The following is a 26,546-nucleotide window of genomic DNA, read 5'->3' on the forward strand; positions in this document are numbered from 1 at the left end:
GTTTAACTGTGTTAACCTCTTGCTAACATAAAAAAGATTGTGGCATTAACAGGGATAACTTCTTGATGTCTCAATCGTAAAACTAGCCTATCACTCGTATCGGACAAGCGCAAAGATGAAGCAGCAACAAATGGATCTGGGTAAAGATCCAAAAACGATGGTAACACCAAAGGCATTTACCATTGCAGCATCCGTGTTATACACCCCATTGGCGACACCGTTGAAGCGGATGTTAGCCATACTGATTGATGGTTTGCTGATCACTGTGTTAGCTGAGCAGATGGATTGGATGTTTGTCTTGCTGGTGGTCAGTATTATCTGGATTGAAAAGCGCAGTCGTAAGTTTGGTCGTTTACTCAAGTGGGGACTTTATGCCCTGATGTTGGTTTTTATGTTGCTGACAACCGCTAATAATCTGTTTGATTTTAATGGAACAGACGTTAAAAGCAGTGAGGGAGTAGAGCAACAATTGGCATTAGGTGAACAAATCATTACGTCACTACCAGCATTGATGTCGTTGAGCCAGTGCAATAATTATGCTTGTGGTAAAACTCAAGTTCAATCCCTACATGAAGCGATAAAAAGCGCTTCAGGATCAAAGGGCATGACAGAAAATGATCAACGTGAAATAGTGCTAGCAACCATAGCCAACAGTAGTTTGCCTGCCATAGACAGTGAAAAGTTACAGGCGGAAGTGCTTAATGGCAGCCTATGGCCTGTTATTACGCTTCCTGTTGAGTTGGCGACAACAGATTCTTCGCCTGAGCCACTTCAGCCTATTCAAGCTATTTCGCCGGATGTACAGCTGCAAAGTGCGGCTGATGCAGTGAATGTGAGCTCTTCGCAATATTCTCGCCTCAGAACCGTTGATGAAGCTACAAGCCATAGTGTTGTCGCTTGGGTGAAAGGCTTTCTGAGTGATATGGGGCTGGGTTTTGGTTGGGCAGCGTTTTACTTTACCGTCTTTACTGCACGATTTGATGGTCAAACCTTAGGTAAGAAGATGTTGGGCATTCGGGTGATCCAGCTCGATGGTGCCAACATCAGTTTATGGGCCGCGTTTGGCCGTTATGGTGGCTATGCCGCAGGCTTTACCACAGGCTTACTTGGTTTTATGCAAATATTTTGGGATGCCAATCGGCAGGGGATCCAAGATAAAATATCTTCAACAGTCGTGATAGACTTAGTGCAAATGCATAAAAAGCAACGATTAGAGCAACAAGCGCAGGGGCAAAATGAGTTAGCACCTGTGCTTACGAGTGATGATGCATCCTCTGCTCACCTTACAACCAGTACCCGTTTGGAGCATTTATGAAACAGGTCGTCATTTCGGGGAGTGGCCTATTTACGCCGCCCCACAGTATTTCCAATGAAGCCTTAGTTGAGAGCTTCAATGCTTATGTGGATATTTTCAATCTTGAAAATGCAGGCTTAATTGAGCAAGGCCATGTTGCGGCTTTGTCCTATTCATCAAGCGAGTTTATTGAAAAAGCCTCAGGCATCAAGCACAGATATGTGATGGTGAAAGAGGGCATTCTGGATCCCGAAGTCATGATGCCGTTGATTCCTGAGCGCAGCAGTGACGAATTATCGATGCAGGCTGAGATTGGCCTTGAAGCTGCCTTGATGGCACTAAAGAATGCCAATCTCAAGGCTGAGCAAATTGACTTAGTGATTGTTGCCTGCGCTTATACTCAGCGTGCGTATCCTGCTATGGCGATTGAAATTCAACGTGCACTAGGTACGCGGGGTTATGGTTACGACATGCAGGTAGCGTGTTCATCGGCGACGTTTGCAATTGTCGCCGCGGCTAATGCCATTGCTACGGGTTCTGCCTCAAGAGTGTTAGTGATCAACCCTGAGATTTGCTCGGCACAGGTGAATTATCGCGACCGTGACAGCCATTTTATCTTCGGTGATGTGGCGACGGCTCTGGTACTGGAAGAACAAAGCTTAGCCCAGTCTGACCATGTGTTTAAGATCCTCTCAAGCCGCTGTTTTACCGATTACTCGAACAATATTCGCAGTAATTTCGGTTTCTTGAACCGCTGCGATCCGAGTGCGGCCCATCAAGCCGATAAGCTATTCCACCAACAAGGGCGCAAGGTATTTAAAGAGCTGTTGCCGATGATTTATCAGCATTTGGATGAACATCTGGCCGAACAAGCGTTAACGCCACAGTCTTTTAAGCGTTTATGGTTGCATCAAGCGAACATCAACATGAATCAGTTTGTAGTGAGAAAGTTGCTTGGGGATGATGTGTCTGCGGAACAAGCGCCCGTGGTACTAGATGAATACGCCAATACGGCTTCCGCGGGTTCTGTTATTGCATTTCACAAGTTTTCCGGTGACTTTAAGACTGGCGATTTAGGTTTATTGAGTTCGTTTGGCGCAGGATATTCTATTGGCAGTGTTATTCTGCAGAAGGTCTAAGATTCTCACCGCCATAATAAAAAGCCCACATCGAGGAAGATGTGGGCTTTTTATGTCAGTTGTTTGCCTAAGTTGCTTTCTGTTTAAGGCAATGATTGTTTATAGCAGCAATGCGTAACTTAACTTCATAAAGTAGGTTTTCTCGTCCCGCGTCAGGCGGCTTAACTCATCATTAGCCTGTAAACTATCAGAGTATCCGAGGTAGAACACACTCTGCGGATTGAGTTTATAACCGTAGAGGAGCTCATTGCCTAAATGCGCTTCCTCACTCTGCGGCGCCGAATATAAATACTGCGCCACATTGCGATTTATCCGGGTGTAAATGCTAGAAAGGCGAATAAAACTGTGTAGACTGAATTGCCAGTTGAGGCGTACATCGCTCAGATTCGCGGTAAAAAGTGCACCTTGTTCCACATCCATTTGCTGATAAAGATGGGATATATCGATAGAAAGTCCATTAGCAATTTTCCAATTGATACTCGGGTTCATTTGCGTTTTAGTGCCCAGCCTATCATTGATAAAATCAATTTCATCGCCGTAGTACATTTCAAGCTCCATACTCAGGGGCGATAACGGGGTTACTGCGCCATAAAACCACACTTGGGTTTCATCATATAGTTGACTATTTCCGGCGATAGTGAGTTGTGAAGCATCGCGGCGAGGGCCCACACGTTCACGGGTTTCTACACCAAAGGTGATTTCGCTTTGTAATGCGCCGAGGATTTCGATGTAGGCTTCATACTCTTCTTCAAGTCGTTCGCCTGCTTGGTTATGAGTGATATCCCAATCTCCCGCTAATTCCACCTTGTTAAAGGTGCCCGTAGGATACCAAATCAAACCCGCACCAGCCTCAAAGGTGCGGTAATCGATTTTTTCGACAAAGCCTAAATCGGCACGAAAATCTGGATCAACTGCGTTGTATTCACTGTAAGCAAACCAATTTCGCTCTTCGTGTTTAAAGGTTAACTGATATAAATTGCCGCCAAAGCGGTTATCAGATTGGCTACGTAATACTTGTTCGTTGAGCTGGCAGTGACCGAGTTCGCAATCAAGCTGAGATTGGCCACAGGGCAACCCATTACTAGGGTCATTTTCAGTATCAGTGCAAAATTGACGATAGACTCCCGTGGGGTACTGAGTATCCGATTGGGCCACTTGCGCAGTGAAACTGTCCTGTGGTGTTGGTTGATATTTCGCATCCAGACTAATGACATAGTTGTGGTAATCGGGTTGGCTGTTGAACTCATAGTGCGGGTTATTTGCTGTACCATTGTGAGTGTTGTCACTGCTTGTTTTCGCGGTAAGTAATCCGCCGATGGAGAAGGTTTTGCTCATGTCGAAACGATAACGTCCCGCAAGGTTCACACTTTCTTGATCAAGCGAGGCAACCTCTGAGCTTAAATTTCCCGGTACCAAAAACGTGGTTTGGCTATCGTTACTCGCTAGCAGAGCTAAGGTGTGATCATCGCTCTTACTTGTCAGTTTGATACCATAGTCAGGTGCAACAATATTGCGGGTGTGCAGCAGATTCACCTGTGTGTCGAAATAGTCTTTATTATCCAAAAAAAACGGCCGTTTCTCATCATAGAACAAGGAGAAAGTGCTGTTCACATCGAGCTGGCCAGCATCGGATTCCACTTGGGAAAAATCGGGATTAATGGTGGCATTGAGTAAGGTGCTGGAATTAATGCCCCAGCGCAAGTCTACACCTGGCTCGAGATTGTTATCAGCTTCCCAGCCATCCGCCTGTTTATGTTCGTTACGGTTGGCGATAAAAGTCGGGGTGATTTGTACATCCTGTCCTTGTTCTGCCCCCGCCAAGCCAGAAGCCACACCTAACTGACAAAGTTGACAACTCGTATTACGGTCAATCTTATGGGTCGATAGGCGATGTTTTTCATTGCGTGGATAATAACGAATTAACTCAAAGCCCCATTCTTGCAGGCTTTTCTTGTCGTCAAAGTTAAACAGTCTCAGTGGTAACTCGACTTCGACCTGATAGCCATCGGCGGTGATCTTGCCTGCGGATTTCCAAATACCATCCCATGCTTCGCTTTCTTCACCCGTTAGTTCGTTTTCAATTGAGTCTAATTGCACGCCAAGGGGATTAATAAAAAATTGGTACGCTAAACGGGCATTATTAAAAGTATCGAGTTTAATTCCGACTAAATCATCACTCCACAGCTTGTCTCTGTCCTTGAGTGTGGCCCGAATGAGCTTGGGATTAATGTCTTTGGCAGTAAATGCCACAAAAAGACTGGTTTTAGTTGCATAGACTCGCGCCTCGGTTTTCACTAATGCGGCAATATTTTCCCCTGGTTGGGTTTCATATTTGAGCTCTGTGACTGCAGCTTGTTGCCAAATGGCATCGTCCAACTCACCGTCGATATTGGCAGCGCTGTTAAGTGTTGGAATGGCTAACTGAAATTGGCTGGCATAGCCAGCAAGACAAGTTACAGGTAGAAAAGTAAGACTAGATAAGATGATGGCTAAGATTGATTTCAACAAAAAAGACTCAAATAACACATTCGTGGCGCGCATTTTGCCAGAAAACGTGAAGTTAACAATAGCGAGTAATTGTTACAAGGTTTGCGTTGGTTTTAACGGGGGAGAAACATGATGAGATTAGGCGGTTATTGGGTCTAAAAAGTTGGGGCGCAGTGCTGAGCCATGACTCAGCACTGCTGGTGTTACTACTCGGGTGCGATGGCATGGTTGCGATACGCTTCACGATACTTATCGACCCACATGGCCGTCGCGCCACAAATCGCCACTGGCATGACGATAAAGTTGACTATGGGGATCATCGAAAATAGCGTCACAGTGGCGCCAAAGCTAAAACTGGTGCCACGGGTTTGATTCAAGGCAAAGCGCATATCTTTAAAACTGACCTTGTGGTTATCGAAGGGATAATCGCAGTACTGAATCGCCATCATCCAAGCGCTGAATAGAAACCATAAAATCGGCGCCAGCGTCTGGCCTACCATAGGCACTAAAAACAATAACAAAAATACCAGTGCGCGGGGCAGATAGTATTTGAGTTTGATCCACTCACGCCCAAGGATACGCGGTAAGTCTTTGATTAAATCAATACCAGAACCGGTATTCAGCTGCTTACCAGTTAACAACTGCTCGACTTTTTCAGCCAACAGACCATTAAAGGGGGCAGCGAGCCAGTTCATGACGGAGCTAAATACAAAAGCAAGCATCACCAGCATAGTGGTGACGGCGAGGGGCCAAAGCAAAAAGTTTAACCAGCTTAAGTAGTCAGGGAGCTGGGCATTCATCCAAGTGAATAGCGTATCTAACTGGCCTATGGCTACATAAATGACGCCAGCAAACAGCAGTAGGTTAATCATTAACGGAATAAATACGAAAGTGCGCAGGCCTTTACGTGTGATTAAACCAAAGCCATCGAGAAAATAATTAACGCCGCTTTTGGCTGGGAAGGGCAAGGTTTTTTTCTGTGTCATATCGTTTTTCCAAAAAGTTAAGCGACAGCTATATGCGATTGTGATCAACTCATGGACAGATGACAAGCTAAAAGCCGCATGAATTCAATAAAAAGCGTTACAAAATGCTGCCTGCTTTGTTAAAGTTGCCAGCAGAATGCATTTGCACCGCTTGGCTCATTTTCGGGCCAGACTTCAGAGACGCGCTAACTGGCACCATGAGATTAAAACAGATAAAACTTGCCGGCTTTAAGTCGTTTGTCGATCCTACGAAAATTCCTTTTTTACAGGCATTAACCGCCATTATTGGCCCAAATGGCTGCGGTAAATCGAACGTGATCGATGCCGTGCGTTGGGTGCTCGGTGAAAGCTCGGCGAAGCACCTACGCGGTGATTCTATGGCCGATGTGATATTTAACGGTTCAAGTGCGCGAAAACCTGTGTCTGTGGCGGGTGTTGAACTTATTTTTGAAAACAAAGAAGGTCGCCTCGCGGGTCAGTATGCCAGTTATGAAGAAATTGCCGTTAAGCGTCAGGTGAGCCGCGACGGTGAGTCTTGGTATTTTCTCAATGGTCAAAAGTGTCGTCGTAAAGACATTACCGACTTGTTTATGGGCACAGGTCTTGGCCCGCGCAGTTATGCCATTATCGAGCAAGGCACTATTTCCCGCCTGATTGAATCTAAACCCCAAGATTTGCGCACCTTTATTGAGGAAGCCGCTGGGATTTCCCGCTATAAAGAGCGTCGGCGCGAAACTGAAAACCGTATTCGCCATACCCGCGAAAACCTCGAGCGTTTGGGCGATATTCGCAGTGAACTCGGTAAGCAGTTAGATAAACTCGCGCAGCAGGCTAAAGCCGCTAAACAATATCGTGAGCTTAAACAGGCCGAGCGTAAGACCCATGCTGAACTCCTTGTGATGCGCTATCAAGAGTTGCAAGCTCAGATGGCGAGCCTATCTGAGCAGATAAGTGCTATTGAAGTACAGCAAGCGGCGGCGCAGTCACTCGCGCAAACAGATGAATTACAAACCACTGAACTGCAAGTGCAACTCGCGCAATTGGCGGAGCAAGAGCAGCGAGCCGTTGAAGCCTATTATCTGACTGGTACTGAAATCGCTAAGTTAGAGCAACAGCTACAGAATCAAAAGCAGCGCGACGCCCAGCTCGAAACCCAGTTGGCGCAAGTCAAAGAGCATATCCAACAAAATACCGACAAGCTTAACGGCTATAAAGCGAGTCTTAGCGCGTTGGAGCTTGAGCTTGCCAAACTTGGGCCACAGCATGATGAGCAACAAGAGCTCATGGATGAGCTGCAATCCCAATGGGAAATGAGCATAGAACGCAGTCAGCAGCAGGCCGAAGTGGCGCGCCAACAGGCAGCGGATGTTTCTCAGCATAAGTTGCAGCTTGAACTACGTCGCAGCCAGTTAGCGCATCAGCAGCAATTACTGCAACACAAACAGCAGCAAAGTCGTGAGCAGCAGGCGCAACTTTCGGCGTTAATGGACGGTGATCTCGCATCGAGTATTACACCATTGCAGCAAGATATTGAGTCTTTGGATGATGCGCTCACACTGCAAAATGAAATTAATCATCAGCAAGAACAAAGTGTAAGTGCAAGTACGCAAGCTTTAGATGAAGCCCGTCATAGCGCTGAGCACATTCAGCAGCAATTAACCGCGACTAAAGCGCGCCATGAGCTGGTTGAACAGTGGTTGACTAAGCAAGAACAGCAGAGTGATAAACCGCAGTTATGGCAGAGTTTAACCGTTGAAAATGGTTGGGAAACAGCGGCGGAACTCGCCCTAAATGGCTTGTTGACCTTGCCCGTTGGCGTCACTGAAACTGAAATGGGGTTTCAAGCGTTAGCGTCACAATCAAGCCAAAGTGAATTTTTACAGGCTAAGGTGAATCTCGCCCCTTGGTTAGCGGGGCTTAAGTGGGCAAAGGATATCCATGCAGCGAAAGAACTGCTGCCACAGCTAACATCCGATCAACGGATTGTCACCGCCGACGGTTATCTACTGGGACAAGGTTTTTTAATCACGAAAACAGAGGGCGCCCAGTCACTGGTGCAACTCAGTAAAGAGCAAGCTCAGTTAGCGCAAAATATCCTCGATTTGCAACAATCCCTGCAGATTCGGCAAGACAAGATGACAGATCTTGCGGCTATTTTGCAGCAACAAAGACTGCAACTGACCGATGGCGCGCAAAAATTACATCAATGGCAGTTAGACAAAGCGACTAAGTCGATGCAGCTTAGTGGTTTAATCGAGCAAGTGAAGGCGCGCGTCGAACAGCAAAGTAAACTCGACGCGGCTTTAAGTACGAGTTTGATTGATATTGAACGCTTAAGCGAGCAATACGAATTATTAGCAGAACAAGAAATGGAGCTCGATGAGACGCTGCAGGCTAGTGAAGATATTCAGCGGCAACTCATCCAAGACACACAGGCTGATAGTGTGCGCCATCAAGCATTAAAAGGGCGTATTACTGAGGTAGAACGTCAATTATCAGCCACTGCGACGGGTTTGCAAGCCGTGACGATGCGCATGGCCGTGAGCACGGAGCAAATTGAATTACAGCAAGTGCGTGTCAATGAACTCATCCACTCCCGCGAGTCTGTGTTAACAGAACTTGCCAAAGTTGCCCAATTGAGTGGGGTGCAAAATAGTGTGCAGCTGACTGAGCAGTTAACGCAGTTACTAAAGCAACAACATGAGCAACAACAGGGCTTAAAAGAGGTTCGTCAGCAGCAAAGTGTGCTCACAGACACATTAAACAGTATAGGAATAAAGCAAAAACAAGAGCTTGGTAAGCTTGAGGACTTGACTCAAAGCCTGAGCACGTTAAAGTTACGTCGTGAAGGAATAAAAGGCCAAGCGAATAGTCAGCTGGAAGCCTTGCAGGAACAGCAAATCATTCTGTCTGAAATCCTTGGAAACTTGCCCGCAGAGGGGATGCCAGACAAGTGGCAGAGTGATTTAGATCAAATACGGCAGAAAATTGTTCGTTTAGGTGCCATTAACCTTGCGGCGATCGAAGAATTTGAACAGCAAAGTGAGCGAAAATCTTATCTTGATCATCAAGATGACGATTTAAATAAAGGGCTTGCAACCTTAGAGGAAGCGATCCGTAAAATAGATAAGGAAACCCGAAGCCGCTTTAAGACGACATTTGACTCAGTCAACGAAGATCTCGGACGCTTATTTCCGAAAGTGTTTGGTGGCGGCCGAGCTTATTTAGCGTTAACTGACGACGATTTGCTAGAAACGGGCGTGACTATCATGGCCCAACCACCGGGGAAGAAGAACAGCACAATCCATCTTCTTTCGGGTGGTGAAAAAGCATTAACCGCTTTATCATTGGTATTCGCCATTTTTAGGCTGAATCCTGCTCCCTTCTGTATGTTAGATGAAGTGGATGCGCCATTAGACGATGCCAACGTAGAACGCTTCTGTCGATTGCTAAAAGAAATGTCACAGAGCGTACAGTTTATTTATATCAGCCATAACAAAATAACCATGGAAATGGCGGATCAACTTATTGGCGTGACTATGCACGAGCCCGGTGTGTCTCGTATAGTTGCGGTAGACATAGAGCAAGCGGTGGCGATGGCTGACGCTGGATAACTAGAAGAAAGACAGGGTAACCAATGGAAGATTTGCAACTAGTATTGTTCGTTTTAGGCGCCATAGCCATAGTTGCTGTGCTGGTGCATGGATTTTGGTCTATCAGAAGACAACAGCCTAAGTCATTGAAAGATAGCCCAATGAGCAACTTTTATAAGAAACAGGCTGAGAAAGGTGAGCCGAGTCCGAAGCGGATCGATTCAGAAGGGTTTGATGCCGATGGTATTGGCGCCGTACGCGTGCGCAAAGCCGGTGAACTTGCACCTAACAACGAAACTCCTGCGACCAATCCTTATTTGAAGCAGGAAGTAAAGCTAGAACCTAAGCCTGAATTTAAACCACAAGAGTTTAAATCAGCAGAATTTAAACCAGAGTTGAAAGTTGGCCCTAAACACGAGCCTGTAACAGCTCAGCCTGATTTTAGCTTGCAGCCACCCGTGGCAAAAGAGCAACACCGTGGCCCGAAAGTCTCGCGTCAAGAGCCCGTTTTGAACACTCAAGTGAGCACGCAAACTCCGCCAATGGGTCAATCTCATGCGGCTATCGTCGCGCAAAAAGCGGCTGAGCAGGAACATGCGTTACGTAGTGCAGCTCCGCAGCAAACGGCCTTGTTTGACGAAAATGAATATAAAGAAGATAGCTATCAAGAAGAGGTTGTCGAACAAGCCGCTGAAGATGAGTTAGGTGAACCACGCGACGTACTGGTATTACACGTGGTCGCTAAAGAGGGTCTACAGCTTAACGGAGCCGAATTGCTACCTTGTTTCTTAACCTTGAATTTTAAATATGGCGATATGAATATTTTCCATCGCCATGTGGATAATGCTGGCAATGGTAAAGTATTGTTCTCGATAGCGAATATGCTAAAGCCTGGCGTGTTTGATCCGGATAATATGGAGCAGTTCAGTACCCAAGGTGTGGTGTTTTTCATGACTTTGCCTTGCTACGGTGACGCCCTAATGAATTTCTCGATTATGCTTAACTCGGCGCGTCAACTCGCGGATGATATCGATGCGGTCGTGCTTGACGGACAACGCCAACCTTGGGGTGAGTTCACTAAGCAAGATTATTTACACCGCATTCGCGCTAACGCTTAAGCCGACGCCGCAACTTGGCGGTTAATACATTGATGAGGCCGCGATTGCGGCCTCATTTTTTGTGATCTACTTTTTGTGATCTAAAGAATTCTGGATAAAGAATATGCAAGACATTCAAATCGATACACTTCTGTCTAAAGACGTCACCCCAGAAAACGCATCGCAGGTGATGCAGGCGCTCAGCCAATCGCTGAACGAGCACAACATTCGTTACTATGTGGACGATGCTCCGAGCATTACCGATTCTGAGTACGACAGGTTGATGCAGCGTTTACTCAAGTTAGAAGCCTTGTATCCCCATTTGATTGTCGCTGATTCACCGACTCAAAGGGTGGGCGGATTGGCACTGGCTAAGTTTGAGCAAATCACGCACCTTAAGCCTATGTTGAGCCTAGATAATGCCTTCGATGAGGCGGATTTCAGTGCTTTCCATAAGCGTGTCACCGATAAAGTGGGTGAGGTGAGTTTTTGTTGTGAGCCTAAACTTGATGGCCTTGCCGTGAGTATCTTGTATCGCCATGGTGTGCTCGAGCGTGCGGCGACGCGCGGCGATGGTTCAGTGGGTGAAGACATCACTGAAAATGTTAAAACCATTAAATCGATCCCGCTTAAATTACGCGGTCATGATTTTCCCGAGCTCGTTGAAGTGCGCGGCGAGGCTTTTATGCCAAAAGCCGCTTTTGAAGCTTTGAATGATAGGGCGCGCGCCAAGGATGAAAAACTCTTTGTTAATCCGCGTAACGCAGCAGCCGGTAGCCTACGTCAACTTGACAGTAAAATTACTGCTGCCCGTTCATTGGCTTTTTATGCCTATGCGCTTGGTGTTGTTGAGCCGGATTCCCATCCTTTAGCTAAAACCCATTTTGAACAGTTGCAACAGCTTAAGTCGTGGGGTTTACCCGTTAGTAGCGAAATCAAAGTCTGCGCTGAATTAAGTCAAGTCTATGATTACTACAAAGACATTCTTACTCGTCGCGGCGATTTAGCCTTTGAAATTGATGGGGTAGTGATGAAAGTTAACGATATTGCCCAGCAGCAACGTTTAGGTTTTGTGGCTAAATCTCCCCGCTGGGCGATTGCCTATAAGTTCCCTGCGCAGGAAGAAATGACTCAACTTGAAGGCGTTGATTTTCAAGTTGGGCGCACAGGTGCTGTCACGCCAGTGGCGCGCTTAAAGCCAGTGTTTGTTGGTGGCGTGACGGTATCGAATGCAACGCTGCACAATGCCGATGAAATTGCCCGCTTAGGCATTAAAGTCGGTGACACAGTGATCATCCGCCGCGCTGGCGATGTGATCCCACAAATTGTTGCCATAGTGCCCGAAAGACGCCCTGAAACGGCGACTGACATTGTATTCCCGCACAATTGTCCTGTATGTGGCAGTTTAGTTGAGCGCCTAGAAGGTGAGGCTGTGGCTCGCTGTAGCGGTGGTTTATTCTGCGAAGCGCAGCGTAAAGAAGCGATTAAGCATTTTGCATCCCGCAAGGCTTTAGATATCGATGGCATGGGCGACAAAGTCGTTGAGCAATTGATTGATAAAGAGTTAGTTCAAAGTCCTGCGGATCTGTTTAAGCTCACTGCTTCCATGATGACTATGCTTGACCGCATGGGGATGAAGTCGGCAACCAATTTAGCTGCCGCGATTGAAGCGGCCAAAACGACCACTCTCGCGCGTTTCTTATATGGCTTAGGTATTCGCGAAGTGGGCGAGGCGACGGCAGCAAACCTGGCGGCGCACTTTGCCAGTCTAGATGCGCTGCGGGTGGCAACTGTGGAGCAGTTAACTGAAGTGGAAGATGTTGGTGCTGTCGTTGCCCAGCATGTGGCCCATTTTTTTGCCCAGCCCCATAACCTTGAAGTTATTGATGCTTTAGTTGCTGCAGGTGTGCATTGGCCCGCCATTCAAGCACCTAGTGCAGATGCACAGCCGCTTAAAGGCCAAACTTGGGTATTGACTGGCACCTTAAATCAGCTCAATCGCAATGATGCTAAAGCGCAGTTGCAGGCGTTGGGGGCGAAAGTGGCAGGCAGTGTCTCCAAAAATACCGATTGTTTAGTGGCAGGAGAGGCGGCAGGTTCAAAACTGGCTAAAGCGCAGGAGCTTGGTGTTAAAGTGATGGATGAAGACGAGCTGTTAGCCCTTCTCGCCGCGAACGCTTGATTGGCGTCAGTTGAGAGAGCGTTGGCTTGATGTTGATTCAATGCTGGCTGTAGCGGCTGCAGCCTTGTATCAAGGGGTGAATACCGCTGAATAGCCGATATTAAATAGCGCCTGGCCCAAGGCGCTATTTTTTTGTCTGAAAATAATCAAGGTGCGGAAAGATTATCTGCTTTGGCTATTGAATTAACCGCGATTGGCACCATCTCCTTGATATGCTGTTTTAGATTTTGCTGATTGGAAACCTATTTGAATTTTAGTCACATCACTTGGCTTGATGATAAAGGCCACATTAAACCGCCCATCTTTTTATATGCGCTTTTGGCTTATCTCGCGCGTGGTTGGTGTATTTTTATCGCCTCGCTGACTCAGATGGGTGATCGTTCTGAGTTAGTGCGGATTTTTTACCCTGAAAAGTCAGATTTTTTGCTAGCACTCGGGGCGGGACTTGGCGCGATTTTGATTTATCTTGTGGTGATTGCTGAGCGTCGCCGTTCGCCTCAATGGTTAAGACCTATTTTTATGCATTTAAAATGGGGGTTGTGGTTGCTGTTGATTATTGATGGCGTCTTGTTGGGTCAGCGGTTAATCCATGGCCAATTTCTGTTTCATTGGAGTCTTGCTTTAGATGCTTTAATGTTATTTTGGTCGAGTATTTATCTTATTAAATCGAAGCGACTCAGTTATTACCTCCGTGATTGGCCAAAAGAAGAAGCTAAAGAACTTCAGCCTTAGTTTTTATCGTATTGTTATATAATAACTTTATTTAGATCTGAGCGGTGGGGCGCATGACGATGTGTTCTATCCCTCAGTTTGATAAGGATTTTTACCTTATTTCTCCATTGAATGCTTTGAATCATCTATAGTTATATGTACTTAGCTTAAATGTGCCCTGTTGGATACGCAGATGAGGCCATCTGTTTATATCCACATTACATTTGAAAGGAGTCATATTGCGTGGCAAAAGTACCTCAAAAAAAGTTGTTACTGTCAGAAATTCAACTTGGCATGAGAGTCAAGTTGCCTTTGTCATGGACGAACCACCCTTTTTTATTTAACCGTGTTGATATTAGCAGTGCCGCTCAAATCGAAATGATCCGTGGCTTAGGCGTTCCCTATGTTTTTTTGTTATCTGAATTGAATCCCGGATCGGAGACTGTTAGGGAAGATGAGGATGTTGAAGATGAAATTGAAGTTCCACCTGAGCGAGATCTTAAGGCCGATACCCGTAAGGCGATACGTTTAAGCCAAAAGCGTTTCCTTGAGAATGTAAATAACTGCCGAAATGTATTTGGCAAGATAGCCAGTGATCCCGAAGGTGCCTATCGATTGTCGGCGTCATTGGTAGAAGACTTGCTAAGCCATTTGCAGGAAGTTGAAAAACCTTTCCTCACTTTGGTCGGAATGGATGATAACGATGTCAGTGTGACCCAGCACGGGGTCTCTGTGGCAGTATTAGCAATGATGATGGGTCATGCACTGGATTTAAGCCCAAGGGAACTGCGTGATATTGCTCTTGGTAGTTTGTTACATGATATTGGAAAACTTAAGGTACCTGATGTTATTCGCCGTAAGCGCGGAGCCTTAACACCTCATGAGTCAAATTATCTGCAAATGCACCCTAATTTCGCCTATGACATGCTCAATCGTTCCGGATTATTCCCTAAAGAAGTACTCCACATTGTGCTACACCACCATGAGTTTATTGACGGTTCAGGTTTCCCTGATGGGTTAACTGATCATAAAATTCCTATCATTACGCAGATCGTGAGTTTGGCAAATGACTACGATCAACAGCTCAGTGGTCAACAAATATCCTCCCCTCAAGTCGCTTTAGGTTATTTGTTTAAGAATCGGGCCACTAAACATGCCGAATCTTTAATCGCTATTTTGGTTAAAATTCTCGGTATTTATCCACCAGGAACCATAGTGAAACTCTCCGATGGCTGTATCGCAAAAGTCATGATGACGACTAAAGATGTGAGTCAACCCCAAGTGTGGGCCTGCAAAGAGGATGGTAGTGAGCCATCGCTGCGTTTTTTAAGTAATGAAGGCGTGACAGTACAAAAAGCCATCAAGGCGGAAGAGTTGTCCGAGGGTGCTATTCGTACCTTACAAGTCGATAAAGGGATTAGTTTTTATTTTAGTTCGCTACAAGCTTGAATCTTATGCGCTAAGTTCCGTATTCTATCCGCTGATGTGATTCCCTTAGGGCTAATATGGCGAATGTAAAAGCAGAAAACAGCGCAGTAAAATCCAGTGTTGCTTTGGTCGGTTGTGGTTGGTTTGGTTTTGCTTTGGCAAAGCAACTTGTTCATGAAGGCTATCGAGTCACTGGCTGTAAGCGCAGTGCCGAAGAATTATCGGTATTAACTGAAGTCGGGATTGAAGCCTATCCGCTGCAATTGGGCCACGAAGCATCATCTGCCCCCGATGCTCAGGCGTTAAGCGGTTTATTTCAGACTGATTATCTGGTGGTCAATATTCCTCCACGGCTAAAGCGTGGTAATGCTGCTTATCTTGAAGAATTACAACAACTCATCTCATTAACTCAAGGCTGGCAATATCAGCGGATTGTGTTTATCAGCACTACGGGCGTATATCCGACCCAAGATAAATTGATGACAGAAGCCGATGCGATGGCAGAATCAAGCGATAGCCAAGTGCTGTTAGATGCTGAAGCTTTATTTCAAGCATTGCCCCATACCTGTATCGTTCGTTTTGCTGGACTCGTCGGTCCTAAACGTCATCCTGGGCGTTTTCTTGCTGGAAAAACCGATGTGAGTGGAGCGAATGTCGCGGTAAATTTAGTCCATCTTAGCGACTGTGTGCGCGCCGTTAGCGCAATTCTCGCGGCAACTCATTCTGGATTATCAGTGGCGCCGATTTATAATCTTTGCGCACCTTCACATCCGACTAAAGCTGAGTTTTATCAAGCTGCTGCCGAATCTCTAGGTTTAGTCGCGCCAGAATTTAATCAACAATCTATGCCGAGTAAAGTCATCCAAGCTGACGCGATTGTCACAGATTTAGGCTTTCGATATCAGTATGTTTCGCCGCTGGATATGCTAGCGGCATGTTGAGAAAGGTTCATTACTGTAAAAGGTAAAAGTCGAACTTTTAGGTTATCTTTGGGTTCCAAATTTGCTTGAGCAAATGTGTAATTCTTATTTAAAAAAATGACAAATAAAAAGAGACAATATAATGGGCGTGTTTAATCGAGTTCGACCTATAGCAGTATTTGCGTGCGGATTAATGCTGAGTGCCAGTTTTGCCCTGCAGGCTGCAAGTTTCGAAGAAGGCAAGGATTATGTCACTGTGGCGGGCATTACCGAAACGCAAAAGCCAGTGCTGCGGGAGTTTTTTTCTTATAACTGTACACATTGTTATAAGCAAGAACCGCTCATTGAGTCGACAGTAAAGCTGCTTGGCAAAGATGTGGCCTTTGAGCGTACCCCCGTTGGTGCAGGTCGTCCCGCTTGGGAATTGAGCCAGTTTGCCTATTATATGGCGCAAAAATTAAAGATGACTAAGCAAACCCATGGTGCCATTTTTAAGCAAATTCATGAGAAAGGTGAGCAATTTACCACCCTTGAGCAAGTAAAAGCCTTTTTCATTGCCCAAGGCGCTAGGGTGGATGATGTCGATGCCGCGATGAATTCCGTCGATGCTAAATTCACCCTAATGAATTATGACTCTCAAGCTGAGCTTGCTGGGATCAAGGGGGTACCGTCATTACTGGTTAATGGCCGTTATATGCTGACCTCAACCGCACATACCGCAGAAGAATTGGCGGCGTTAGTGAAGTTTTTAGCTGCGAAGTAACGGCATTTTATAGACGGACGGCACGCGATGTATCATGCGATGAAAGTAGCTTTTTGCGAGTAACGCTTAGTCACGTTTCCTCAAGGTAGATTGAGTAACCCAGCATAGGCTGGGTTATTTTTTGTTGTTAACCTGCAAGGTGACTGTGAGTCAAACCCTAACATTTTGACGAAATAACATGATGAAATGAAACGGTAAGCAATTGGGCTGACCTAGGTTTGATGAAAGATTTAACGTCTCTAATTGATTGAGAAACTCATGATTAAAACTCTCGATAAGCTAGGCTAAAAACCTCAAGTCATCTGATTTTTAGCCAGTCTAGAGCTGTATTAAAGGTCATTTAAATTTCTAATTTCCCTAGTTCAGACAATAAGTTATTTCTATTTATGGGTTGAAAATCCTCTTTCTCCATTCGCATCCCACTCATTCATGTTCGACATTGGTCTAACCTGTTAAAAAAGTTAAAACCGTATCGAAATGTAATATCATTGTTAACTCTTTGAATTTGTTTCTATTCGCTATTTGCAGACAGTGTTTTGAATCACGGGTTAGACGAAAGTCGTGATTGTGCTCACACCAGCTGTTGCTAGATTAAACATGACTTAAAATTAAAACAGCACAGGGGAGTCACTATGGGTTTTGAAAACAACGACAAGGCAAAGGGTTATTGGCGCGAGAATATTCGTCTCGTACTGAGCTTATTAGCCATTTGGGCGGCAGTTTCTTTTGGATGCGGCATTTTATTGGTTGATGTACTCAATGAAGTCCATTTCATGGGATTCAAATTAGGTTTCTGGTTTGCACAACAGGGATCTATGTATGTATTCGTTGCGCTTATCTTTGTCTACGCGGCAAAAGCCAACGCCTTAGATAAAAAATATAACGTACAAGAAGACTAAGGAGCTTTGAGATGGATGTTCAAACACTCACATATATTATCGTAGGGCTCTCATTTGCGCTCTACATTGGGATTGCAATCTGGACCCGTGCGGGTTCAACCAAAGAGTTCTATGTTGCTGGCGGCGGTGTTCACCCTGTGGTGAACGGTATGGCAACGGCGGCAGATTGGATGTCAGCGGCGTCATTTATTTCGTTAGCGGGTATTGTGTCTTTCGTCGGTTACGATGGTAGCGTGTACTTGATGGGCTGGACGGGCGGTTACGTATTGCTTGCCCTTTGTATGGCACCGTATTTACGTAAATTTGGTAAGTTTACTGTGCCAGATTTCGTCGGTGAGCGTTATTACTCACAGGCGGCACGCACAGTCGCGGTTATCTGCGCTATCTTTATTTGCTTTACGTATATTGCAGGGCAAATGCGTGGCGTGGGTGTTGTGTTCTCGCGTTTCCTTGAAGTGGATGTGGATACGGGCGTATATATCGGTATGGCGGTTGTGTTCTTCTACGCGGTACTCGGTGGTATGAAAGGGATTACCTACACTCAGGTTGCCCAATACTGCGTACTGATTTTCGCTTTTATGGTTCCGGCTATTTTCCTTTCAGTGATGATGACGGGCCACTTAGTACCGCAAATTGGTTTTGGTGCTGAGTTACTGGATGCCGCAGGCAATAATAGCGGTGTGTATTTGTTAGAAAAACTCAATAACGTTTCGGTTGAGCTTGGCTTTGCACCTTACACCGACGGTTCTAAGAGCATGATAGATGTGTTCTGTATTACGGGTGCCTTGATGGTGGGTACTGCGGGTTTACCCCATGTTATCGTACGTTTCTTCACTGTACCTAAAGTGAAGGATGCACGTATCACTGCAGGATGGTCGCTTGTTTTTATTGCGATTATGTACACCACAGTGCCTGCGTTAGCAGCGTTCTCCCGTGTGAACATGATTGAAACTATTAACGGTCCCGATTCTAAAGGTGTGGCTTATGAGTCTGCACCAGATTGGATTAAGAACTGGGAAAAAACCGGTTTGATTAAGTGGGATGATAAAAATGGCGACGGTAAAATTTACTATTCGTCAGGTAAGATTGAAGATCCCGCTAGCAAAAATGAAATGAAGATTGATAACGATATTATCGTACTTGCTACGCCAGAAATCGCTAATTTACCAGCTTGGGTTATCGCCCTTGTGGCGGCGGGTGGTTTAGCAGCTGCGTTATCAACATCTGCAGGCTTGCTATTGGTGATTTCAACGTCGGTTTCACACGACCTATTGAAAAAGAATTTAATGCCTAACCTTTCCGATAAAAAAGAGCTGCTATACGCTCGCTTGGCGGCAGGTATTGGCATTGTGATTGCGGGTTACTTTGGGGTGAACCCTCCTGGTTTCGTGGCGGCAGTGGTGGCATTCGCCTTCGGATTAGCGGCTTCCTCACTGTTCCCTGCCATTGTTATGGGTATTTTCTCTAAGACAATGAATAAAGAAGGTGCGATTGCCGGTATGTTAACGGGTCTACTGTTTACTGCTGGTTATATCATCTACTTCAAGTTTGTTGATCCAACGGCTAACATCGCGGCTAACTGGTTCCTGGGTATTTCACCAGAAGGTATTGGTATGGTAGGCATGTTAGTGAACTTCGGTGTAGCAGCGATAGTGAGTCGAGTCACTGCGGCAACACCACTGCATGTTCAGGAGATGGTTGAATCGATTCGTTTCCCTAAAGGTTCGGGTGAAGCAAGCGGCCACTAACCTTACTGCGTAATGGTGAGTATCAACACAAGAGAGCGCTTCGGCGCTCTTTTTTATGGCTCTTTGGCCAGCCTTTATCACTCTGTGGGGCGTCACTTTATTATGCTTGCGGCTGACTTTAGTCGAATGTAGCGTAGCGACAATGCAGGCTATAGTGATGACATCTCAGTAAAAATTCGCCTAAAAAAGGTGTTGCCTATGAATGCCAGTGAGTTACAACCCGTAGTGCAATTTCTACAGGGACTTGTGCCCTTTGATGCTCTGCCTGAGGATGTAGTCGTGCGCTGCGCTAAGGCTGTTACTGTTGGGTATTACAGCAAAGCCTCTGGTTATGTTAATTTCGACGCGAATTCGCCTAAGTTGTATATGGTGCGTAGCGGCGCCTTTGAGGTGCGCGATCCTGACGGCGTGTTGGTGGATAGAGTGGGCGAGGGTGAGTTTTTTGGCTTTTCTACTTTGTTATCAGGGGAAAAAGTCGTTAATAAAGTCGCTATTCTTGAAGACGGTCTAGTTTATCATCTGCCCCAAGCCTTGTTTGATAGTCTTAGGACTGAGAGTCGTCACTTCGATAAGTTTTTTACCCGCGCCTTCGCAAAGCGTTTACGCCATGAGGCCCGCTTTAAGGCAAAGGATCTGACGACCACAAGTCGGATCAGCACGTTAATGTCTTCCACTCCCATCGTTATTGATGCCCAAGCTAGCGTGACTCAGGCGGCACTCTTGATGCGAAATCGCCGAGTATCGTCCTTATTGGTGACGGATAATCATAAATTGGTTGGCATCTTAACCGATAAGGATTTGCGTAATCGCGTGTTAGCAGCAGGGCTTGATGGCAGCGTTGCTGTGCATCAAGCCATGACGGTTTCACCTATCTCGATCTCCTCCAATGCCTTGATTTTTGAAGCCATGCTGCTGATGAGTGAGCATAACATTCATCACTTACCGATTATCGATCAAGATAAAGCTATCGGTATGGTGACCAGTACTGACATTTTGCGTGGGCAGGGCTCACAACCGCTACTGTTGATTGGTGAGATTGAACGGCAGCAGGATCTTGCCAGTTTAATTGGCGTCAGTAAGCAAATTCCCCTATTGCTGCAAAATCTTATTAGTGCCGATGCCAGAGCTGAAGAAATTGGCCGAGTGTTAACCTCTGTCACCGATGCACTGACGCGGCGATTAATCTTGCTCAATCAACAATTGCTTGGTGAACCGCCGATGGCCTTTTGCTGGTTGGCATTTGGCTCCCAGGGACGACAAGATCAGGCTGCGTGTTCAGATCAAGATAATGGCTTGTTAGTCGCAGAAGAGATGGATGATTTTGCTAAAGGTTACTTTGATGCCTTAACCCATGCCGTATGCGCAGGGCTTGACCAATGTGGTTATGAATTTTGTCCCGGCAATATTATGGCGCAAAATCCCCAATGGCGGATGTCACTTAAACAGTGGCAACAGGTATTTGAAAAATGGGTCATAACGCCTGAGCCTAAGGCGTTAATGCACGCCAGCATTTTCTTCGATATGCGATCGGTTTACGGTCCACAAACCCTGTTTGATGCCTTACAGGATAAAGTCTTGGTTCAAACCCGCGATAACGATATTTTCCTCGCGGGTATGACAGGCAATTCGCTGGTGGAGTCGCCGCCGCTTGGATTTTTCCGCAAATTTGTACTCGAGCGGGATGGTAGCGAAGTTAAAGGCATAGATTTGAAGCATAAGGGCAATGCTTTGATCAACGATATTGCCCGTGTTTATGCCTTGTCTGCGGGCATTAAAGAAGTGAATACTGCAAAACGTATTCGTGCCTTGATGGATGCGAATATTCTCAATCGACAAGATGCGCTCAATTTGGCTGATGCCCACGAGTTTATCGCCCATATGCGGTTATCGAACCAAGGTTATCAACATAATCAAGGGGTAGAGGTGAGTAATTATTTGCTGCCTGGGCATTTATCTTCGCTGGTTCGTCATCAGTTACGTGACGCTTTTAAAGTCGTACATGAGGCGCAGGCGGGGATGAAGATGAAATTTATGCGAAGCTTTTGATATGAATACATTGTTGCTGAAAACTCAGCTCAATTGGCGGGCGCTGCGTTGCCAACATCATTTATTTAAAGGCTATTATCAGTCGCTGTTGCCTCTACTGGCAATGCCGTTATCCGAAGCGCCGTTAACGGCGATGGATTTGGAGATGACAGGGCTCAATCCACAGCAAGATCAAATTCTCAGCATTGGATTGGTGCCGATTGAGCGCGGTGAGATCCCGTTGGCACGCGCCGAGCAAAAGTTAGTGCAAATTCGCGGTAGTGTAGGCCAAAGTGCGACGATCCACGGCATTCTTGATAATCATTTGGTACAAGCCGTCACCATTGAGGAAGCCATGGGCTGGTTTATCAATCAAACCTATGGACGCGTGCTGGTGGCACATCATGCCCCTTTAGATTGTCGTTTTTTACAGCAGGATTTATTGACGATTTATCATCAAGCCCTTGTTTTACCTGCAATCGATACTTTAATGGTTGAAAAGCACCGTTTACTACGGGAGCACTCAGTGATTAAAGAGGGGAGTTTGCGCCTTGGCGCTTGTCGCGAGCGTTACGGTTTACCCATTTATACGGCCCATAGCGCGCTGACCGATGCCTTAGCTTGTGGGGAATTATTACTTGCGCAAATGGCTGCTATGGGCGGTGCGGCAAAGCTTACCGTGGCTGATTTACTGCAAAAATCGACTTAGTCAGTGCTAACAGAAATCACTATTTGTGGTGAGTGAATTCATTTGAGATGGATTGGTTTCATCTGGATTTCATCTTAGGTTAATCACTGACAGGCTAAACTCAGTTTACATTTAATCCTCTGTTCGAATTCAACCTGCCGTTAACTTGGCAATCCAACCAACTTGTACTTCACTCTACTAAGTTGAGTGTGTAGGAGAATATGATGCCGTTACCTTTACTTTGGGTGGGTGGTGCCGTAATCGGTGCGGTTTTGCTGGCCGATGAGCGCCAGCAGCGTCAACAGCTTGAGCGTGACAGATTACTCGGTAAGGCCCCTAAGTACCCCGTTGCCAATCGCGCTATGGTGGCACCGCCGAGTCAATGGCAAAAGGGATTAAAACAAGTGTCGCCAATTCCTGGCAGTATCGTCTGTTGTTATGTTTTTGGTGTGATTGAGCATACTGGTATTTGGCTTGGTGATGATTGCCTCGTAGAGTTACATGGCTCAGGGCTGGTGCGGGCTGTATCGGTAAAGCGTTTTTTAGCGGGACGGACTGGCAGCCAAATCTATCTTGCCTGTAATCACCAACATCAGCCTCTTATTGCCGACTCTGTGTTGCCCCGCGCTGAACAGGCGATTTATCAGTATCGGGAATATGATTTATTCGACAACAATTGCCATCGATTTGTTTGGTCTTGTATTAGTGGCAGCGAAGGCGTGATTAAAGGCTTTAATGAGTTAAATCAAAAACTCGCCGAACATTTTAATCAAGCTATCTATTGGGATGAGATGATCATTAGCAAGCTGAATGAATAAGTTCTGTAGTCATAAACTAAAAAAGCCATCGCTTAAGATGGCTTTTATGTTTTAGTGAAACACCTATGTAATCGTTTTGCAGAAACCGTTTACGGCTTACAAAAATAATCTACAGCGCGTTTGACTAACTCTATGCCTGTTTTATCACAAGGCGGTAACTCGGCATCACTGATATTGATAGGTGTGACGCGATTTCCCCATTGCAGCAAGAGTGCGGCAGAGGTTAAGCCTGCGCCAAAGGCACAAGAGAGTATGGTTTGATTCGGCTTGATAATGCCTTGTTCTAACGCATCACAAATCGCAATTGGAATCGTCGCCGCCGAGGTATTGCCATAATTAGCGATGTTCACGAAGGCTTTTTCTTTCGGGATTTTCATTCGGCTAACTAAGGTATCAATAATACGTTCGTTGGCTTGATGCGGGATCACGAGATCCACTTCATCCTTATCAACACCACATTTTTCAAGCACTTTAGTGCTCAATTTATTCATTCCGTTAATCGCACGCTTGAAGATTTCTTGGCCATCGAATTCAATGAAAAAGTCCAATGAGTCGGCTGAGAATCTGTCCATCGCCGTGCCAAAGCCTGCTTTCAGAATATCACGACCTTCAGGATCGTTATTCAGCTCATAACCAAGCACGCCACCGGCAACATCTGTCGCTTCAACCACAACGGCACCCGCACCATCACCAAATAGCACTGCGGTTTCGCGGCGCGACCAATCTAAATAGAAAGATAAACGTTCAGCACCAATGACTAATACTTTCTTGCTCTGGCCACTCTTGATTTGTGAGCTGGCTAAACCTAAGCCATATAAGAAGCCACTGCAGGCAGCATTGATATCGAATGCGGCACAACTGGCGCCAATATTAGCTTGTACAGTGGATGCAATATTTGGGATCAAAGTGTCTGGGCTGGCACTGGCCAGAATGATCATGTCGATTTCACTGCCATCAATACCTGCTGCTGCGAGCGCACGTTGTGCTGCAACTGAAGCAAGTTCAGAGGTATTTACATGACTGATATGGCGCTGGCTGATCCCTGTGCGAGATTTGATCCATTCGTCGGATGTCTCGATAAAGGTAGCAAGATCATCGTTGGTCAGCGTGGCTGGTGGAACACATTTGCCCCAACCTGTGATAGTGGCGTACTGCATGGTGGTTTCTCTCAAATAAAAAAGGCAGAACCTGAGCGCTGCCTTGAATCGACAACAAAGCTTATCGGCAACTCTAATGGCCGTCCGTGATCTAGACCACCTGTTTGGCGACGAGATCTCGAATTGTCATTGCGGCATGCAGAATATGATGACGCAGTAGCGCCGTCGCTTTTTCTGTTTCTCTCAGTTTGCAGTGGTTGAGCAAAGCCCTGTGCTCATGCTCTGCGGCAGGAATTCCCCCCGCGAGCAATAACTGCAAACGAATGTATCTATCACAATTAGTATTGAGGCCGTGAACAACCTCAAGGGTGTGTGGGCGATTAGCCGCCTGATATAAGCAAGTGTGAAATTGCGTATTCAACTCGCTCCAACTAGCGACGGCATCTTCATGTTTGAAGGCCGACTCCAATTGCTCGAGTACACGTTCTGCTTTTTCTAAATCAGCCTCTTGAAGTCGTGGGATCGCTTTCGCAAGCAGATCGGTTTCGATCATTGCACGTAATTCAAAAAGTTCGGTGACTTGTTCGACGGATAACACGGTCGCAGTCGCACCTTTATGGGGCTCAAACTTAACGAGTCCTTCGGCTTCGAGTTGCAATAATGCTTCTCTCACCGGAATACGGCTGACATTTAACGCTTCAGCCAAGGCACTTTGTCTGAGGGGTTCTCCTGCGGCTATGTCACCTGAAAGAATTCTCTCTCTGAGCACTTCCACAACTAACTGGGTGCGGGTTTTGTGAACGATAGGCGTAGTTCGACTCATTATTTCCGTCTATTTCGGGTATTTTCTCGTTATTTGCCCAAGATTACCGTTAAAAACACCACAAATAAAGGGAAATGCTTGATTGAGTGCAGCATCTCAGAGACTAACAATGCCCAAAAGACGGGGTTTTTTGTGGTTTTCTCTTACGATTTGAAGCGCATTCCTTGCGAGCGGCTTCGATGGCAACGGTGGCAATTATTTGTAAAAACGCTGTTCAGCTTCTTCGATTGAGTATTTTGATTAAAACAGTGTAATTACACATTTCACTGCTGGATTTTTTTGGACTCTAATTTGGTGGGACAATTGCTATCTCGCATAGACACAAGCTGTGCATAGAGATTTGCCTGTACAGTCACGAAATATCACTAACGCGCAATTTAGCGCTAAAAGCATAACTTCGCGGTGCAATTTCTGATAATGAATGGAATAATAGCGCGATAACGCCTTAGGCGATTTGGGAGTATTACAGTGAGTCGAGCAGTATTTTTAGACCGTGATGGCGTGATTAACAAAGACCATGGTTATGTCCACCTAGTGGATGACTTCGAATATATCGAAGGTGTGTTTGAATCTTGCCTCTCTTTGAAGGAAATGGGCTACAAGTTAGTTGTCGTCACTAATCAATCCGGTATTGCCCGTGGCATGTATACTGAAGACCAATTCCACAGCTTAACGGAGTGGATGGATTGGAACTTTGCCGACAAAGGGGTCGAGCTCGATGGTATTTACTATTGCCCGCATCATGCCGAGAAAGGCATAGGGGAATATAAGGTCGATTGTGATTGCCGCAAACCTAAGCCGGGTATGCTTAATGATGCGGCGCAATTCTTAAAAATCGACTTAGCGCACTCAGTCATGGTTGGCGACAAAGCCGAAGATATGCAGGCAGCGAAAGCGGCGGGTGTGACTACTCGTATATTAGTGCGCAGCGGTAAGGTTATTGCTGATGACAGTGATGCCACTGTGGTACTCGACAGTATTGCCGATGTGCCGTCTTACTTAAAAAGCCTAGGCTAGTCGCTACGCTACTACTTTATAAGCAGATAAACATTTGCTTATAAGTTCATCTCAAGTAGCTACTATCACAGTAGCCAGTAGCGTGGGTTATTGCTCTTGTTGAATGGAAGCTTGCGTTAAAAGCGATCTAACATGGCATAAAGAGCTAACCAATAGGTTGGCTCTTGTCATTTCTAGCGCTGGGTTAACCTCATCTTTTACCTTAATCCAGCACAAATTCGATAAAATTGGCGTTAAAACACACTTTTAGTTTAAAAAGTGTGCGCTTGAATCGTTTTTCGTAATTATTCGCGCCAAAGGGGTTGCGGTAAAATCTGACATCCCTATAATGCGCATCCACTGACCCAGCGGGGTCAAGGGTTAAACGCTGAATAAGCTGCTAACCATGCTCTTTAACAATTTATCAAGCAAATCTGTGTGGACACTCACAGGTGTTGAGTTAATCGAAACTGCTTAGCCTTCGGGTTAGTAGTCAAAAATTTAAATCAATGTTTTCAAGTCATTCTCCTTAACGGGAAGCATGATTGAGTGTTCATAGTAATATGTACATACAGTAATGTATGAATTGAAACGCAATGCTTCTTAGTGAGCAAAGCGAATCAAAACAGTAGAATTCATTGAGCCGTTTGACGTCAGTCAAACAACAAAACTTTAATTGAAGAGTTTGATCATGGCTCAGATTGAACGCTGGCGGCAGGCCTAACACATGCAAGTCGAGCGGCAGCACAAGGGAGTTTACTTCTGAGGTGGCGAGCGGCGGACGGGTGAGTAATGCCTAGGGATCTGCCCAGTCGAGGGGGATAACAGTTGGAAACGACTGCTAATACCGCA

Annotated in this window: 19 protein-coding genes and 1 rRNA gene; 16 read left to right on the forward strand and 4 right to left on the reverse strand. The window is 45.8% G+C overall.

The features are described 5' to 3' along the window. Positions 1–115 precede the first annotated feature (115 nt). Positions 116–1,315 (forward strand): RDD family protein, encoded by a 1,200-nt coding sequence (locus L5M17_RS07435; RefSeq protein WP_263146353.1) that lies wholly within the window; start codon positions 116–118, stop codon positions 1,313–1,315. Continuing rightward, positions 1,312–2,433, forward strand: a complete 1,122-nt coding sequence (locus L5M17_RS07440) for a beta-ketoacyl-ACP synthase III (protein ID WP_028760965.1) — start codon at positions 1,312–1,314, stop codon at positions 2,431–2,433. Before L5M17_RS07435 ends, L5M17_RS07440 begins: the two co-directional genes overlap by 4 nt. Before the next feature lie 99 nt (positions 2,434–2,532). Here the strand turns inward: L5M17_RS07440 and L5M17_RS07445 are convergent, their stop codons facing one another. Continuing rightward, entirely contained in the window at positions 2,533–4,974 is a 2,442-nt protein-coding gene (locus L5M17_RS07445) for a DUF5916 domain-containing protein (RefSeq protein ID WP_411568936.1), read from the reverse strand. A 152-nt stretch (positions 4,975–5,126) separates the two neighbouring features. Further along, a complete protein-coding gene (gene cysZ / locus L5M17_RS07450) occupies positions 5,127–5,906 on the reverse strand; it encodes a sulfate transporter CysZ (RefSeq protein WP_028760963.1) in 780 nt (259 codons plus the stop codon). A gap of 197 nt (positions 5,907–6,103) precedes the next feature. Between cysZ and L5M17_RS07455 the strand changes: the two genes are divergently transcribed. The 12 genes from L5M17_RS07455 to L5M17_RS07510 all read left to right on the forward strand — a co-directional run bounded on the left by L5M17_RS07455 (position 6,104) and on the right by L5M17_RS07510 (position 22,778). Continuing rightward, positions 6,104–9,520 carry a chromosome segregation protein SMC gene (locus tag L5M17_RS07455; protein ID WP_263146359.1) on the forward strand — a complete coding sequence of 1,139 codons (3,417 nt, stop codon included), beginning with the start codon at positions 6,104–6,106 and terminating at the stop codon, positions 9,518–9,520. A 23-nt stretch (positions 9,521–9,543) separates the two neighbouring features. After that, the gene (gene zipA / locus L5M17_RS07460) at positions 9,544–10,617 is read left to right on the forward strand and encodes a cell division protein ZipA (RefSeq protein ID WP_113940764.1); all 1,074 of its coding nucleotides are present in this window, start codon (positions 9,544–9,546) and stop codon (positions 10,615–10,617) included. A 103-nt stretch (positions 10,618–10,720) separates the two neighbouring features. Continuing rightward, positions 10,721–12,778: an NAD-dependent DNA ligase LigA gene (gene ligA / locus L5M17_RS07465; protein ID WP_219234395.1), complete on the forward strand. Its 2,058-nt coding sequence runs from the start codon at positions 10,721–10,723 to the stop codon at positions 12,776–12,778. A 246-nt stretch (positions 12,779–13,024) separates the two neighbouring features. Then, complete coding sequence (locus tag L5M17_RS07470) at positions 13,025–13,510, forward strand: DUF2919 domain-containing protein (protein WP_263146364.1); 486 nt, start codon at positions 13,025–13,027, stop codon at positions 13,508–13,510. 222 nt (positions 13,511–13,732) lie between these two features. Then, a complete protein-coding gene (locus L5M17_RS07475; protein WP_263146366.1) occupies positions 13,733–14,938 on the forward strand; it encodes an HD-GYP domain-containing protein in 1,206 nt (401 codons plus the stop codon). Between the two features lie 56 nt (positions 14,939–14,994). Beyond that, entirely contained in the window at positions 14,995–15,858 is an 864-nt protein-coding gene (locus L5M17_RS07480; protein WP_263146367.1) for an NAD(P)-binding domain-containing protein, read from the forward strand. A gap of 121 nt (positions 15,859–15,979) precedes the next feature. Continuing rightward, a complete protein-coding gene (locus L5M17_RS07485) occupies positions 15,980–16,600 on the forward strand; it encodes a thiol:disulfide interchange protein DsbA/DsbL (RefSeq protein WP_263146370.1) in 621 nt (206 codons plus the stop codon). Between the two features lie 632 nt (positions 16,601–17,232). Continuing rightward, positions 17,233–17,499: a DUF4212 domain-containing protein gene (locus L5M17_RS07490; protein ID WP_006082142.1), complete on the forward strand. Its 267-nt coding sequence runs from the start codon at positions 17,233–17,235 to the stop codon at positions 17,497–17,499. Positions 17,500–17,510: 11 nt separating this feature from the next. Next, complete coding sequence (locus tag L5M17_RS07495; protein ID WP_131523557.1) at positions 17,511–19,247, forward strand: sodium:solute symporter family protein; 1,737 nt, start codon at positions 17,511–17,513, stop codon at positions 19,245–19,247. 198 nt (positions 19,248–19,445) lie between these two features. Then, entirely contained in the window at positions 19,446–21,293 is a 1,848-nt protein-coding gene (locus tag L5M17_RS07500) for a DUF294 nucleotidyltransferase-like domain-containing protein (protein ID WP_263146373.1), read from the forward strand. 1 nt (position 21,294) lies between these two features. After that, entirely contained in the window at positions 21,295–21,981 is a 687-nt protein-coding gene (locus tag L5M17_RS07505; protein ID WP_263146377.1) for an exonuclease domain-containing protein, read from the forward strand. Between the two features lie 203 nt (positions 21,982–22,184). Next, positions 22,185–22,778, forward strand: coding sequence for a lecithin retinol acyltransferase family protein (locus L5M17_RS07510; RefSeq protein ID WP_131523560.1), 594 nt, complete (start codon positions 22,185–22,187; stop codon positions 22,776–22,778). Positions 22,779–22,867: 89 nt separating this feature from the next. Here the strand turns inward: L5M17_RS07510 and L5M17_RS07515 are convergent, their stop codons facing one another. Together L5M17_RS07515 and L5M17_RS07520 are read right to left on the reverse strand one after the other, a co-directional pair. Next, the gene (locus tag L5M17_RS07515) at positions 22,868–23,935 is read right to left on the reverse strand and encodes a ketoacyl-ACP synthase III (RefSeq protein WP_028760951.1); all 1,068 of its coding nucleotides are present in this window, start codon (positions 23,933–23,935) and stop codon (positions 22,868–22,870) included. A 91-nt stretch (positions 23,936–24,026) separates the two neighbouring features. Next, on the reverse strand, positions 24,027–24,698 hold the full coding sequence (locus L5M17_RS07520; protein WP_028760950.1) for a GntR family transcriptional regulator: 672 nt from the start codon (positions 24,696–24,698) through the stop codon (positions 24,027–24,029). 468 nt (positions 24,699–25,166) lie between these two features. Here L5M17_RS07520 and gmhB point away from each other — a divergent pair, with 468 nt between their 5' ends. Together gmhB and L5M17_RS07530 are read left to right on the forward strand one after the other, a co-directional pair. Then, positions 25,167–25,715, forward strand: coding sequence for a D-glycero-beta-D-manno-heptose 1,7-bisphosphate 7-phosphatase (gene gmhB, locus L5M17_RS07525; RefSeq protein ID WP_263146381.1), 549 nt, complete (start codon positions 25,167–25,169; stop codon positions 25,713–25,715). Positions 25,716–26,367: 652 nt separating this feature from the next. Then, a 16S ribosomal RNA gene (locus L5M17_RS07530) occupies positions 26,368–26,546 on the forward strand; the annotation flags it as partial.

The organism is Shewanella sp. SW24, from assembly GCF_025653395.1.
In the GTDB taxonomy this organism is placed as follows: Bacteria; Pseudomonadota; Gammaproteobacteria; order Enterobacterales; family Shewanellaceae; genus Shewanella; species Shewanella oncorhynchi.